The following is a 13,753-nucleotide window of genomic DNA, read 5'->3' as shown; positions in this document are numbered from 1 at the left end:
TCAGGAGACCTTGACCGGCTCGCGGTCGGCCTCGGGCTCGGCGTCCGCGACGACCGGCCCGGTGGCCGTCGTGGCGGCGGGCGCCTTGGCGCGCAGGAACTTCAGCCGCGGCGCGGCCCCCGAGCGGCCGCCGCGCCGGTGCAGGCTGCGGGCGGCGTAGTCGCCGACGAACTGGATGATCGAGATGACCACGGCGAGGACGCCGACGGTGATCCACATCAGTTCGGTCTCGAAGCGCTGGTAGCCGTAGCGGACCGCGAGGTCGCCGAGGCCGCCCGCGCCGACGGTGCCGGTGATCGCCGAGTAGCCGATGAGGGCGACGACGGTCGTGGTGGCGCTGGAGATCAGCGACGGCAGCGACTCGGGCACGAGGACCTTGCGGACCACGGTCCAGGTGTTGCCGCCCATCGACTGCACGGCCTCGACCAGGCCGTGGTCGACCTCGCGGACGGCCGTCTCGACCAGGCGCGCGAAGAACGGGATGGCGCTGATCGCGAGCGGCACGATCGCGGCGTCACGGCCGATGGAGGTGCCGACGATGGAGCGCGTGAAGCCCATCAGGGCGACCATGAGGATGATGAACGGCATCGAGCGGCCGATGTTGACGACCTGCCCGATCACCTTGTTCAGGATCGTGTTCTGCAGCAGCCCGCCGCGGTCGGTCAGGACCAGCAGGATGCCGAGCGGCAGACCGACGGCGACGGCGATGAGAGCCGACCAGCCGACCATGTAGAGGGTGTCCCAACAGGCCTGCTCCAGCAGGGGCTGCATCTCCGACCAGGTCACTTGGCACCTTCCTTGACCAGCGTGGCGGCGGTCGCGGACCCGCTCACCGCCGGGAGGGCGGCGGGCGCGTCGGCGACGTCGACCTGGAGGCCCCGCTCGCGCAGGAAGCCGATCGGGACGACGTTCTCCTCGAAGCGGCCCGGCAGCTCGATGCGCATCCGGCCGACCTGCTTGCCCGCGACGGTGTCCATCGCGGCGCCGAGGATCGAGATGTCGATGTTGTACGTGCGCGACAGCTGGGAGATGACCGGCTGGGTGGCGGCCTCGCCGTGGAAGGTCACGTCGACGACGGTGCGGTCGGCGCCGGTGGCGTCGCCGCTGACGGGGAAGAGCGCGGCGGCGAGCTGGGAGCCGGGGGTGCCGAGGAGTTCGGTGACGGTGCCGGACTCGACGATGCGGCCGCGCTCCATCAGGGCGGCCGAGTCGCAGACCGTCTTCACGACCTCCATCTCGTGCGTGATCAGCAGGACGGTCAGGCCGAGCTGCTGGTTGAGGTCGCGCAGGAGCTGGAGGATGGAGCGGGTGGTCTCCGGGTCGAGGGCGCTGGTGGCCTCGTCGGAGAGGAGCACCTTCGGCTCTCCGGCCAGGGCGCGGGCGATGCCGACGCGCTGCTTCTGGCCGCCGGAGAGCTGCGCCGGGTAGGCCTTGGCCTTGTCGGCGAGGCCGACCAGGTCCAGGAGTTCGAGCGCCTTGCGGGAGCGCTCCTTGCCGGACAGGCCGAGGATTTCGAGCGGCAGCTCGATGTTCGCCTGGACGGTGCGCGAGGACAGCAGGTTGAAGTGCTGGAAGACCATGCCGATGCGGTTGCGGGCGGCGCGCAGCTCCCGGCCGGCTCGCGGGCCGCGGCCCGCGAGCGCGGTGAGGTCCTGGCCGTCCACGGTCACGGTGCCGGAGGTGGGGCGCTCCAGGAGGTTCACGCAGCGGATCAACGAGGATTTGCCGGCACCGGACTGGCCGATGACGCCGTACACCTCGCCTTCGCGCACATGGAGATCGACTCCGTCGATGGCGGTTACTTCACGACCGCGTGAGCGGTAGACCTTGGTCAGGCCGGAAGTGGTGATCACTGGGTTTCCGTCACTGTCGAGTGCGCGGCGCGGTGACGCCGGGCACGGGGCATTCGTTCGGAACGCGGCACGGTTCTCGCGGTGGCGGTGGAACCGGAGGACGTGTGCGCGGGGCCGGCTCGCGCCCTGCCGGTGTGCGTGACTCCTCGGAGTACGTACGTGGCGTGGTGGCGCGGCACAGCGGCTTCGCTTCGGGGCGCGAGGCTCTCAGTGGTGCGGGGGCCCTCAGAAGGCGCACATTCGACACATACAACGAGCACCGGGCGTCGTGATCGCCTCGGTCGCAAGGGTGCGGCTGCTCGTCGTGGTCATGCGGACCAGTAAAACACGCGTGCGGGCGCGCCCCGCCACCGCTGTCCGAATAGCGGACAGACATGGGTCGACAGGAGAGACACCCGGTCGTGTCCCCGATCCCGTTCAGGCACCGGTGACGATCTCCACGCCGCCCGCTGTGGCCTGCGCGGACACCGCCGACAGATCCTTGACGACGACATCGGCGGACAGCTCCGCCACCTGGTGCGTTGTGGTCAACGCCACGGTGGTCATCCCCGCGGCCCGGCCCGCGGTGAGACCCGCGGGGGCGTCCTCGAAGACCACGCAGCGGGCCGGGTCCACGCCGAGCACCCGGGCCGCGAGCAGGAAGGGCTCGGGGTCGGGCTTGCCGCGGGTGATGTCGTCGGCGGCTATCAGCGTCTTGGGGCCGATGCCGACCTCGGCGAGCCGGGCCTCGGCCAGGCGGCGGGTCGCGGAGGTGACGACGGCCCACCGCTCGGGCGGTAGCGCGGCGAGCAGGTCGAGGGTGCCGGGCAGCGCGAGCACGCCGCCCGCGACGTCGGACACCTCCAGCTCCTCGATCCGGGCCACGGCCTCGGCGACCCGCTCGGCCGGCAGCAGGTCGGCGACGATCTCGACGGCCGGGCGGCCGTGCAGCTCGACCCGGGCGAAGTCCTCCGCGGTGATGCCGTACTCCCCCGCCCACCGCGTCCAGCAGCGGCGGACGGACTCCATCGAGGAGATGAGGGTGCCGTCGTTGTCGAACAGGAGGGCGTCAGCCTGGATCTTCATGGCCGCGACCCTACGCGGGAGGCCACCGCCGGATCCTGGGCCCCCGGGGCCGAGGACACCGGGTCTTTTGGCCCGTAATAGGGTCTCGGCATGCTTGTTGCCCTGACCGTCGCGACCTCCGTGGCCGCGCTCGCGCTCGCGGCCTGGTGCGGTTTCGCCGCCTACCGGGACCAGCCGACGAAGGACTGGCACTTCATCGGCATGGGTGTGGTCACCCTGCTGACGCTGGTCCAGCTGGTCGTCGGCATCGTGCAGCTGGCGCGGGGCGAGGACCCCGAGCAGGGCACGACGATCTTCGTGGCCTATCTGATCGGCTCGTTCGCGTGCGTTCCCGCGGCGGGCTTCATGTCGCTGGCCGAGCGCACCCGCTGGGGCTCGGTGACCGTCGCCGCGGGCGGCGTGGTCCTCGCCGTGCTGGAGGTGCGGCTCCATGACATCTGGGGAGGCTGAGGTGGCGGTGACGGACGACGAGCCCCGCGCACGGCGGCGGAACGGGCAGCAGCGGCCCGAGCGCCAGAAGCTGATCACCGGCCCCGGCATCCTGCTGGTGTGGCTGTACGGCGTGATGGTCGTGGGCGCCGTCTCCCGCTCCGCGGTCCAGATCTCGACGGACTTCCACAAGGCCCCGCTCGCGTACACGCTGTCGGCGCTCGCCGGTGTCGTCTACGGCTTCATCACGTACTCGCTCGTACGCGGCGGGGAGACGGCCCGCAAGGCGGCGCTGGTGTGCTGCGCCGCCGAGCTGGCCGGTGTGCTCGCCGTCGGGGCCTGGACCCTCGCGGAACCGTCCGCGTTCCCGGACGCCACGGTCTGGTCGGACTTCGGCATGGGCTATCTGTTCATCCCCGTACTGCTGCCGGTGACCGCGGTGTTCTGGCTGCGGAAGTCCCGCGAGCACACCCGGCCCGCGGGGGCCGGGGGTCCCGAAGAGGCCTAGGCGCTCGCCACGTAGGCCTCTGCCTGCGCGTCCTTGGAGAGGGTCACCACCGTCAGGCGGTCGTCCACGCGCCGCGTGCTCACCGGCGCGTAGCCGTGCTTGCGGTAGAGCTGCAGGTTGCTCTCGCTGCGGTGGCCGCTGAACAGCTCGAAGCGCTTGGCGACGCCGCCCTCGGCGAGCCGGCGCTCGATGGCCTCCAGGAGGCGGCCGCCCAGGCCGTGCCGCTGCATCCGCGGGTGCACGATGAGCTTGCCGATGCGGGCCGTGGCCGCCGCGTCGACCGTGCCGCGCACGGACGCCACGACCTCGGTGCCGAGCCGCGCCACCAGGACGCTGCCCGCGGCCAGCTCGGCCTTGAGGGAGTCGAGGGTCTGCGTCAGCGGCTCGATGGAGTAGTCGCCGTACAGCTCGGCCTCGCCCTGGTAGCAGAGGTACTGCAGTTTGAGGATCTGCTCGGCGTCCGTGTCGGACGCCTCCGAGATGGTCACGCTCATGCCCATGTGTGCATGCCTCCCGCTCACCTGCTCCGCCGGTTGTCCTTCACTCCTTTCCCCGCGGGTCCGGAGTCCCAACCTCCTGCGCGAGCATTCTGCGCAGGCATCCCAGGCATCGGGAACGTTCCGGCCCCAAAGATCCTTGTGACATTCCCAACTCTCCTGCGATTTCGCGGTAAGTCAGGTCCTTCGGCGACAGAAGCGCAGCCATGAGACGAGGGCAGCGGCCGGGAAGTTTCCGCACGGCGGCGTACAGGGTGCGGTGCCGGTCGGCCGCCAGAAGCCGTTGTTCGGGGCCGCCGCGCGGGTCGGCGGGCTCACCGGCGTAGGGCCGCTCCCGCCGGGCGGCGCTGCGGGTGCGGCGGGCCTCGTCGCGGACGGCGGCGCGCAGCCAGGCCGCGGGGTCGGCGGGCGGCCCTCCGGCGTCCAGGTGTTCGAGCAGGCGCAGCCAGACGGCCTGCTCGATGTCGCCGGGATCGGCGGCGCAGCCGTGCGCCTCGGCCGACGCCTCGGCGGCGAGCAGCGGGCGCAGGGTGGTGACCAGGTCGTACGAGAGCGACGGCCGCGCGGAGGGGGACGGGGCCGACGGGGGCGTAGGGGTCATGCCGACGGGGACGCGGCCATTCCGGATATCGGTTTCCGGAACGGCCGCGCCTCACCCCAACCGGGGCTTCGCGCACCGTCGTTGACGAGGCCCTTCGGGTGCCGACGGGCCCGGTCGGCGGCGGGGAGACCCGTCAGTCGTCGTTGAAGTCCGCGGCGGCGAGCAGCGCCGTGTCCGGGTTGTCGGAGAAGATCCCGTCGATGCCGGTGGCGAAGTACGCCTTGAACGCGCCGAAAGCGTCGCCGTACGCGTTCGGGTCCGTGCCCTTCTTGAAGTCGGCGGGCAGGAAGGTGTTCTCGTTGCGCATCGTGTACGGGTGCAGGACCAGGCCCTTGGCGTGCGCGTCGCGGACCAGGGTGGTCGGCTCCAGGAGCTTGCCGTCGGGGCCCTTGGGGATGACCAGGTCGAGCGTCGGGCCGATGCCCTTGGCGTAGGAGGCGATCCACTTCAGGCCCTCGGGCTTGATGAGGTCGGCGACGGTGCGCGGGTCGCCCGCCTCGACGAAGTCCCAGGGGCGGGAGGCGGCCGTGGACAGCAGGACCACGCCGGGCGCGTCGACGAGCTTGCGCAGGCGCTGGATGCTGCTGGGCTCGAAGGACTGCAGGAAGTTCGGCGAGTTCCTGCGGTCGCGGTGGTAGCGGCGCAGGAGCTTGGCGAGCGGCTCCTCGAGGCCGAGGCCCAGCTTGCGGAAGTACGTGGGGTGCTTGGTCTCGATGTGCAGCCAGACCCGCTTGCCGCGCCTGCGCCCCTCCTTCTCGGCCCAGCGGAAGACCTCTTCGAGGGTGGGGACGTCCCAGCGGCCGTCGTAGAGGGTGTTGCGCTGGCGGGTGCCGGGGATGCGCTCCTTGGCGCGCAGCGTCTTCAGCTCGGCGAGCGTGAAGTCCTCGGTGAACCAGCCGGTCAGTCTGGTGCCGTCGACGCTCTTGGTCGTCTTGCGGTCCGCGAACTCGGGGTGCGCGGCGACGTCCGTCGTGCCGGTGATGTCGTTCTCGTGACGGCATACGAGATGGCCGTCCTTGGTGGGCACCACGTCCTGCTCGATGACGTGCGCGCCCATGTCGAGGGCGAGTTGGTACGAGCCGAGCGTGTGTTCGGGCCGGTAGCCGCTGGTGCCGCGGTGCGCGATCACGGTCGGCACCGGCAGGTCGCGGTAGCCGCCGCCCCCGTGACCGTGGCGCGCGTCGGCTCTCGCCACCCCGGGCACGCCCACGACGGCCGTGCCCGCCCCGAGCACCGCGGCCCCGAGCACCGCGCGCCGCCCCGGGCTCGTCCCCGTCTCCCGCCGCCCCGATTCCTGCGTCGCCATTGAGCGCTCCCTCCCTGTGTACCGCCGTGTAGCGCCTTGCACCTGACAAAGCGGCACCGATCGTAGGTGGCGTTGCGTGACAGGTGGGAGACCGGGGGCCGAACGGGTGGCTGACGCCGGGTGTCGACTAGGGCCCGTCCGGCGGCTCGTGGCCCCTCGCGGAGGGGGCCCCGGCGCGTGCGCCCGGGCTCGCGGGCACCGGAACAGTTCCGGCCGTGAGATGCGTCGCGCGTGAGAAGCACCACTCGGACAAGCCACGCAGTTCGCACAGCGCTACCGTCGTCACAGTGAGGTTCTCGCGGGGGCAACTGCAGGCAAAATCAGGTCAACTCTGCGTATCGGGCACATGAACCCGATGTGCAATCAACGGGGACCCGCGAGTATGGTCCTCACCTGCACAGACTCGTCGTCGACCCGTTGACACCGGAGGACCCGTTGTCCCGTCTAGCGCTCATCAAGGCAGTGCTCGGACCGTTCCTGCGCCTGATGTTCCGCCCACGGGTGGAAGGCGCCGAGAACATCCCCGGGACCGGTCCCGTCATTCTGGCCGGAAACCACCTGACGTTCATCGACTCGATGATCCTGCCCCTGGTGTGCGACCGGCCCGTCTTCTTCATCGGCAAGGACGAGTACGTCACCGGCAAGGGCCTCAAGGGCCGCCTGATGGCTTGGTTCTTCACCGGCGTCGGCATGATCCCGGTGGAGCGTGACGGCGGCCGGGGCGGGGTGGCCGCGCTGATGACCGGCAAGCGCGTCCTGGACGAGGGCAAGATCTTCGGCATCTACCCCGAGGGCACCCGCTCCCCCGACGGCCGCCTCTACCGCGGTCGCACCGGCATCGCGCGGCTGACCCTGATGACGGGCGCGCCGGTGGTGCCGTTCGCGATGATCGGCACGGACAAGCTGCAGCCCGGCGGCAAGGGCCTGCCCCACCCGGGCAAGGTGACCGTCCGCTTCGGCGAGGCGATGGAGTTCTCGCGGTACGACGGCATGGACCGCGACCGCTACGTGCTGCGCGCGGTGACGGACTCCGTGATGACGGAGGTCATGCTGCTCTCGGGCCAGGAGTACGTGGACATGTACGCCACGAAGGCCAAGGCGGCCTGACCGTACGGGACTTGCACGGCGAAGGGCCGCACCCCACTGCGGGGGTGCGGCCCTTCGCCGTGCAGCGGAACCCGGGCTACGGGTGCTCCACCCTGTCCTCCAGCCGCTGGCCCTTCAGCAGGAACCACGCCGCCACCGACGTCGCGAGCAGCACCGCGGCGCCGATGCCCGCGGCCAGGCGCAGGCCGTCCACGAACGCCTCCTGCGCCGCCGAGATCAGTGGCTCGGCGGTACGCGCGGGCAGTCCGGAGCCCGCCTCGACCGCGCCGCCCAGGGAGTCGTGGGCGGCCGACGCGGCGTCGGCCGGGGTGCCGGGCGGGGCGGTGAAGCCGCGGTACACGCCGGTCACGATGGAGCCGAGCAGGGCGATGCCGAGGGCCGCGCCGAGTTCGTACGCCGTCTCGGAGACCGCGGACGCCGCGCCCGCCTGCTCCTTGGGCACGCTGGAGAGGATCACGTCGGCGGTCACCGTGAAGGAGAAGCCCGCGCCGACGCCGACGACCAGGAGCGCCCCGCCGAGCAGCGGATAGCCGGTCGACTGGCTCAGCACGGTCAGCGCGGCGAGCGCGAGACCCACCGCCGCGAGCCCGCCCGCGACCACCGCCCGCACCGAGTACCGGCGCGCCACGGTGCCCGCGATCAGACCCGCCGCCACCGCGCCCACCGCGGCGGGCAGTTCGGCGAGGCCCGCCTCGAACGGCTGCCTGCCCTGCACCAGTTGGAGGAACTGGGAGAGGAAGAAGACCAGGCCGGACAGGCCGAGGATGGTCAGCAGGTCCGCCATCACGGCCGCCGAGAAGCCACGGTTGCGGAACAGCCGCATGTCCAGGAGCGGCGCGCGCAGGGTGAGCTGGCGGCGCACGAACCACACCAGGGCCGTCACACCGATGGCGCCGGACGCCGCGGCGTCCCAGCTCGGGCCGTGGGCCGCGGCTTCCTTGATGGCGTACACGACGCCGATCATGCCGATGAGCGACAGGGCCACACTGATCAGGTCCCAGGGGCCCGGCGCCGGGTTCTTGGACTCGGGCAGCAGCTTGACGCCGACGAGGACGAGGACCGCCATCACCGGCAGGTTGATGAGGAAGACCGAGCCCCACCAGAAGTGTTCGAGCAGGAAGCCGCCGACGACCGGGCCGACCGCCGCGCCCGCCGACGCCATCGCGCCCCACACGCCGACGGCGATGCTGCGCTCGCGCGGGTCGTGGAAGATGTTCCGGATCAGCGCCAGCGTGGACGGCATCAGGGTCGCGCCCGCGACACCGAGCAGCGCCCGGGCCAGGATCATCAACTCGGGCGTGGTCGCGTAGGAGTTGAGCACGGACACCGCGCCGAACGCGACGGCTCCGGTGAGCAGCAGCTTCTTGCGGCCGATGCGGTCACCGAGGCTGCCCATGGACACCAGCAGGCCCGCGATCACGAACGAATAGACGTCACCGATCCACAGCAGCTGGTTGCCGGACGGCTTCAGGTCCTCGCTGATGTACGGCGTCGCGAGACCGAGGACGGTCGCGTCCACCGCGACGAGCAGCACGGCCAGCGCCAGCACGGCGAGGGCGAGCCAGCGACCGGGGTGCCGCTCCACCTCCGCGGGCCTCACGCGCTGTTCGGTGCTTGTCATGATTCCACTCTCCGTCGTGCGCCGCCGATCAGCAGTTCGGCGATCATGTATGAGAAGTCCTTGGCCGCCACGCGGCCGTCGAGCACGGCCCAGGCGGCGGAGCCGATGAGGCCGTAGAGGGCGTCGGTGAGCCAGGCCGTGCTCAGGTCGATGCGGAACTCCCCGCTCTCCTGGCCGCGCCGGAACAGCTCCGCCATCCGGTCGTCGATCCGGGACCAGCCCGCGTGCCGGTCCTCGCCCTCGAACAGCTGGTTCTCGGTGACGAGGAACGCGAGCAGACCGGCGGCCGGTTCGATCTCCTTGATCAGGCGCCGAAGCGCGTCCTGCGCGCTGTCCTCGCCGAGCCGCGCGGCGTCGAGCGCCGTCTCGCACTCCTGGAGGCCCAGATCCTCCAGCGCGCGGATGAGCGCGTCGCGCCCCGCGAAGTGGCGGTGCAGGGTGGCCCGGCTGATGCCGGCGGCCCTGGCCACCTCGTCCAGGGTCGAGGAGCCCTTGCGGGTGAGCTGGGCGGCGGCGCTGCGCAGCACCTGGTCACGATCGACTGACATGAGACAACCATAGACCACATGAGACACATATGTCTCAGAGGAGGCGTGCGGCGCTCATGGAACGGGTTTCAGAGCGGGTCGAGTGCGGGCGCCGGTGGCCCGGCGGCCCTCAGTGCCAGGGCAGTCCGGCGCGCGTGCGCCAGTACGCGGTGGGCTCCTCCGCGAGATCCGCGAGGCGCTCCAGGTGCTCGGCGTCCAGGTCCACCGCCGTCGCGTGCAGGTTCGACACGAGTTGTACGGAGGTGGCGGCGCCGGAGAGGACGACGCCCGCCCAGGGCTGGCGCAGGACCAGCGCGAGGGCCACCGCGTCACAGCCGAGGCCGGTGGCCTCGGCGGCGGCGCGCAGTGCCGCGGGCGCCCGCGGTCCGGCCAGGCGGCCGTTGGCCAGGCCCTCCTTGACCAGGACGGTCAGGCCCGCGTCGTGGGCCTCGGCGAGCGCGGGCCCCGCGGAGGTCTCCAGGGCGTTGTACGTCGCCTGGACCGTCCGGAACAGCCGCTCGCCGCCCACGGTGACCTCGACGGCGGCGCGGATCGCGGCCGCCTGCTCGGGGCCGCTGACGGAGAGGCCGACGGTGACGCCGCGCGCGGCCAGGTCCGCGAGCCGGGCGTGCAGTTCCGTGTCGGTGAGGGCGGGGCTCTCCGGGGTCACCGAGTGGATCTGGTAGAGGTCGAGCCGGTCGCCGAGGATGTCGGCGGTCTCGGCGCGCTGGCGGTCGTACGCGGCGACGCTGTGGTCCTTGACCTCGTGCGCCTCGGCGTCGGTGCGCCAGTCGGCGGTGTACGTGTACCCCCACTTGCTGCCGACGACCACGTCCCGGATGTCGGGGCGGGCGCGCAGCCAGTCGGCAAGGAACTCCTCGGCGCGGCCGTAGGAGCGGGCCACGTCGAGGTAGCGCACGCCGAGGGCATAGGCGGCGTCGAGGAGTTCGAAGGCGCGCTCGCGCAGGGCCTCGACGCTGCGCGCGGGCAGGTCCTCCTCGCGGCCCAGCGTGATGTAGCCGGGCCTGCCCACGGCTGCGAGGCCCAGGCCCAGATGGGCGGTGGGGGTGGTCGCTGTGGCCAGGCGGTCGAAGGGCATCGGGGCTCCACGCTTCTCGGGAGTGGTACGGGGGAGCCTGCGGGTCGCGGGCTCCCCCGTCAACGTATCCCTAGGTGGAGGCGGGTGTTCCTCTCGGGTGGGACAGCCGCCGAATCGGCGCTTCGCGCCTCGTCCTCAAACGCCGGACAGGCTGGCACGTCCCGGCGCGGGCCAGGGCTCCGCCCGGACGGGCTGAATCAGCCCGTCCGGGTCGTTGCCCACTCGCGCTGCGCCGCCACGTCCGCCTTGATCTCCGCCAGTTGCACGGCCACCGCCGAGGGTGCCGTGCCGCCCCTGCCGTCGCGGGAAGCCAGGGCGCCGGGGACGTTCAGGACCGTGCGGACCTCGGGGGTCAGATGGGGGCTGATCTTGGCGAACTGCTCGTCGGTGAGCTGGTCCAGCTCGATGCCCGTCGCCTCGCACTCCTTGACGCACTCGCCCGCGACCTCGTGCGCGACCCGGAACGGCACGCCCTGCTTGACCAGCCACTCGGCGATGTCGGTGGCGAGGGAGAAGCCTGCCGGGGCCAGCTCCTCCATGCGCTCGCGGTGGACCGTGAGCGTCGCCATCATGCCGGTGAAGGCGGGCAGCAGGACCTCCAGCTGGTCGCAGGAGTCGAAGACGGGCTCCTTGTCCTCCTGGAGGTCGCGGTTGTACGCGAGGGGGAGCGCCTTCAGGGTCGCCATCAGGCCGGTGAGGTTGCCGATGAGGCGGCCGGACTTGCCGCGCGCCAGCTCCGCGATGTCCGGGTTCTTCTTCTGCGGCATGATCGACGAGCCGGTCGAGAACGCGTCGTGGAGGGTGACGAAGGAGAACTCCTTCGTGTTCCAGATGATGACCTCCTCGGCGATCCGGGAGAGGTTCACACCGATCATCGCCGTGATGAAGGCGAACTCGGCCACGAAGTCCCGCGAGGCGGTGCCGTCGATGGAGTTGGCGGCGGAGCCGTGCTCGAAGCCGAGGTCCGCGGCCACGGCCTGCGGGTCGAGGCCGAGCGAGGAGCCCGCGAGCGCCCCGGAGCCGTACGGCGAGACGGCCGTCCGCGTGTCCCACTGCCGCAGCCGCTCGGCGTCCCGGGACAGGGACTGGACGTGCGCGAGCACGTGGTGGGCGAAGAGGACGGGCTGGGCGTGCTGGAGGTGGGTGCGGCCCGGCATGGCGACGTCCGGGTGCGCCTCGGCGAGGCCGATCAGGGCCTCCTGCAGCTCGGCGATCAGGCCGCCGATGATCCGTGCGTGGTCCCGCAGGTACATCTTGAAGAGCGTCGCCACCTGGTCGTTGCGGGACCGCCCGGCGCGCAGCTTGCCGCCGAGGTCCGGGCCGAGCCGCTCCAGGAGGCCGCGCTCCAGGGCGGTGTGCACGTCCTCGTCGGCGACGGTCCCGGTGAACGAGCCGTCGGCGACGTCCGCCTCCAGCCGGTCGAGCCCGGCCAGCATGCGGGTCAGCTCGTCAGCGGTGAGCAGGCCCGCCGTGTGCAGCACGCGCGCGTGGGCGCGGGAACCGGCGATGTCGTACGGCGCCAGGCGCCAGTCGAAGTGAACCGAGGCCGAAAGCTGGGCCAGGGCCTCTGCCGGGCCGTCGGCGAACCGTCCGCCCCAGAGCCGGACGTCACCGCTGTTGCTGCTCACTGCACGCGCTCCTAGAAGAAAGGGGGATGTGCGACCGCCTCCCCGGCGCCACGCGCTTCGGGGAGGCGGACCTCACGCTACTGCTCGGGCCCTCAGGCCAGGTCCCGCTTCGCCGCGATCTTCGACGAAAGCCCGAAGATGTCGATGAACCCCTGCGCCTTGGACTGGTCGAAGGTGTCGCCCGAGTCGTAGGTCGCGAGGTTGAAGTCGTAGAGGGACTCCTCGGACTTCCGGCCCGTGACGACCGCGCGGCCGCCGTGGAGGGTCATCCGGATGTCGCCGGTGACGTGCTGGTTGGCCTCGTTGATGAAGCCGTCCAGGGCCCGCTTGAGCGGCGAGAACCACAGGCCGTCGTAGACCAGCTCGCCCCAGCGCTGCTCGACCTGCCGCTTGTACCGGGCGAGCTCCCGCTCGACCGTGACGTTCTCCAGCTCCTGGTGGGCGGTGATCAGGGCGATGGCGCCCGGGGCCTCGTACACCTCACGGGACTTGATGCCCACGAGCCGGTCCTCGACCATGTCGATCCGGCCGATGCCCTGGGCGCCCGCGCGCTCGTTGAGCTGCTGGATGGCCTGGAGGACCGTGACGGGCCTGCCGTCGACGGCGACCGGCACGCCCTCCTTGAAGGTGATGACGACCTCGTCGGCCTCACGCGGGGTCGCGGGGTTGGAGGTGTACTCGTACACGTCCTCGATGGGGGCGTTCCAGATGTCCTCCAGGAAGCCCGTCTCGACGGCCCGTCCGAAGACGTTCTGGTCGATGGAGTACGGCGACTTCTTGGTGGTCGCGATCGGCAGGCCCTTGTCCTCGCAGAAGGCGATGGCCTTGTCCCGGGTCATCGCGTAGTCCCGGACGGGGGCGATGCACTTCAGGTCGGGGCCGAGGGCCTGGATGCCGGCCTCGAACCGCACCTGGTCGTTGCCCTTGCCGGTGCAGCCGTGGGCCACGATGCCGGCGCCGTGCTTGTTCGCGGCGGCGACGAGGTGCTTGACGATGGTCGGCCGGGAGAGGGCCGAGACCAGCGGATACCGGTCCATGTACAGGGCGTTGGCCTTGATCGCCGGGAGGCAGTAGCCCTCGGCGAACTCGTCCTTGGCGTCGGCGACCTCCGCCTCCACGGCACCGCAGGCGAGCGCGCGCTTGCGGATGACGTCCAGGTCCTCGCCGCCCTGGCCGACGTCCACGGCGACGGCGATGACCTCGGCGCCCGTCTCCTCGGCGATCCAGCCGATGGCGACGGAGGTGTCCAGGCCGCCCGAGTAGGCGAGTACGACGCGCTCGGTCACGGGTTTCTCCTCACAGTGCATTCGCTCGCTCAGTGCAGTGCAGTCACTGACATGCATGAGTATGCATTGCCATGCATGCTTCGTCAATCCAGCCCGCGGGGGGCGGCGGAGGGCGCTCGTCCGGCAGGCGGTACGGCGGACGAAGCAGCTGGACAGGCGAACGGAAAGAGTCCAAGATCCGTCAGTCATGGCAAAGACCCATGAGCGCATCGACGGCAGGCTCCGG

The 13,753-nt window shown here is 71.4% G+C and carries 14 protein-coding genes; 3 read left to right on the top strand and 11 right to left on the bottom strand.

Going from position 1 to position 13,753, the window contains the following annotated elements:
* From QUY26_RS33275 to QUY26_RS33265, 3 genes are all read right to left on the bottom strand, one after another.
* On the bottom strand, window positions 1-786 hold the full coding sequence (locus tag QUY26_RS33275) for a methionine ABC transporter permease (protein WP_289953275.1): 786 nt from the start codon (window positions 784-786) through the stop codon (window positions 1-3).
* Window positions 783-1,853: a methionine ABC transporter ATP-binding protein gene (locus QUY26_RS33270; protein ID WP_289953273.1), complete on the bottom strand. Its 1,071-nt coding sequence runs from the start codon at window positions 1,851-1,853 to the stop codon at window positions 783-785. Before QUY26_RS33270 ends, QUY26_RS33275 begins: the two co-directional genes overlap by 4 nt.
* A gap of 417 nt (window positions 1,854-2,270) precedes the next feature.
* Window positions 2,271-2,918, bottom strand: a complete 648-nt coding sequence (locus QUY26_RS33265; RefSeq protein WP_289953271.1) for an HAD family hydrolase — start codon at window positions 2,916-2,918, stop codon at window positions 2,271-2,273.
* Between the two features lie 90 nt (window positions 2,919-3,008).
* Between QUY26_RS33265 and QUY26_RS33260 the strand changes: the two genes are divergently transcribed.
* Window positions 3,009-3,368, top strand: a complete 360-nt coding sequence (locus tag QUY26_RS33260; RefSeq protein ID WP_289953269.1) for a hypothetical protein — start codon at window positions 3,009-3,011, stop codon at window positions 3,366-3,368.
* The gene (locus tag QUY26_RS33255) at window positions 3,349-3,855 is read left to right on the top strand and encodes a hypothetical protein (protein WP_289953262.1); all 507 of its coding nucleotides are present in this window, start codon (window positions 3,349-3,351) and stop codon (window positions 3,853-3,855) included. Before QUY26_RS33260 ends, QUY26_RS33255 begins: the two co-directional genes overlap by 20 nt.
* Here the strand turns inward: QUY26_RS33255 and QUY26_RS33250 are convergent.
* From QUY26_RS33250 to QUY26_RS33240, 3 genes are all read right to left on the bottom strand, one after another.
* Window positions 3,852-4,355 carry a GNAT family N-acetyltransferase gene (locus tag QUY26_RS33250; RefSeq protein ID WP_289953260.1) on the bottom strand — a complete coding sequence of 168 codons (504 nt, stop codon included), beginning with the start codon at window positions 4,353-4,355 and terminating at the stop codon, window positions 3,852-3,854. The two genes, QUY26_RS33255 and QUY26_RS33250, sit on opposite strands and share 4 nt — an antisense overlap.
* A 40-nt stretch (window positions 4,356-4,395) precedes the next feature.
* Window positions 4,396-4,953 carry an RNA polymerase sigma factor gene (locus QUY26_RS33245; protein WP_289953258.1) on the bottom strand — a complete coding sequence of 186 codons (558 nt, stop codon included), beginning with the start codon at window positions 4,951-4,953 and terminating at the stop codon, window positions 4,396-4,398.
* 133 nt (window positions 4,954-5,086) lie between these two features.
* Entirely contained in the window at window positions 5,087-6,259 is a 1,173-nt protein-coding gene (locus QUY26_RS33240) for a glycerophosphodiester phosphodiesterase (RefSeq protein WP_289953257.1), read from the bottom strand.
* A 435-nt stretch (window positions 6,260-6,694) separates the two neighbouring features.
* Between QUY26_RS33240 and QUY26_RS33235 the strand changes: the two genes are divergently transcribed.
* Window positions 6,695-7,366: a lysophospholipid acyltransferase family protein gene (locus tag QUY26_RS33235; protein WP_289953251.1), complete on the top strand. Its 672-nt coding sequence runs from the start codon at window positions 6,695-6,697 to the stop codon at window positions 7,364-7,366.
* A 76-nt stretch (window positions 7,367-7,442) separates the two neighbouring features.
* Here QUY26_RS33235 and QUY26_RS33230 read toward each other — a convergent pair whose 3' ends face one another.
* The 5 genes from QUY26_RS33230 to QUY26_RS33210 form a co-directional block, all read right to left on the bottom strand.
* Window positions 7,443-8,987 (bottom strand): MFS transporter, encoded by a 1,545-nt coding sequence (locus QUY26_RS33230; RefSeq protein ID WP_289953250.1) that lies wholly within the window; start codon window positions 8,985-8,987, stop codon window positions 7,443-7,445.
* Window positions 8,984-9,535 (bottom strand): TetR/AcrR family transcriptional regulator, encoded by a 552-nt coding sequence (locus QUY26_RS33225; RefSeq protein ID WP_289953247.1) that lies wholly within the window; start codon window positions 9,533-9,535, stop codon window positions 8,984-8,986. Before QUY26_RS33225 ends, QUY26_RS33230 begins: the two co-directional genes overlap by 4 nt.
* A gap of 109 nt (window positions 9,536-9,644) precedes the next feature.
* On the bottom strand, window positions 9,645-10,613 hold the full coding sequence (locus QUY26_RS33220; RefSeq protein WP_289953243.1) for an aldo/keto reductase: 969 nt from the start codon (window positions 10,611-10,613) through the stop codon (window positions 9,645-9,647).
* A 197-nt stretch (window positions 10,614-10,810) separates the two neighbouring features.
* Window positions 10,811-12,241 carry an argininosuccinate lyase gene (gene argH / locus QUY26_RS33215; RefSeq protein WP_289953241.1) on the bottom strand — a complete coding sequence of 477 codons (1,431 nt, stop codon included), beginning with the start codon at window positions 12,239-12,241 and terminating at the stop codon, window positions 10,811-10,813.
* Between the two features lie 92 nt (window positions 12,242-12,333).
* Window positions 12,334-13,527: an argininosuccinate synthase gene (locus tag QUY26_RS33210; RefSeq protein WP_289953240.1), complete on the bottom strand. Its 1,194-nt coding sequence runs from the start codon at window positions 13,525-13,527 to the stop codon at window positions 12,334-12,336.
* Window positions 13,528-13,753: the final 226 nt, after the last annotated feature.

The sequence above is a fragment of the Streptomyces flavofungini genome (genome assembly GCF_030388665.1).
Taxonomy (GTDB): domain Bacteria; phylum Actinomycetota; class Actinomycetes; order Streptomycetales; family Streptomycetaceae; genus Streptomyces; species Streptomyces flavofungini_A.
The sequence above is the reverse complement of the archived record's forward strand: the minus strand, read 5'-3'. Positions and strand labels throughout refer to the sequence as shown.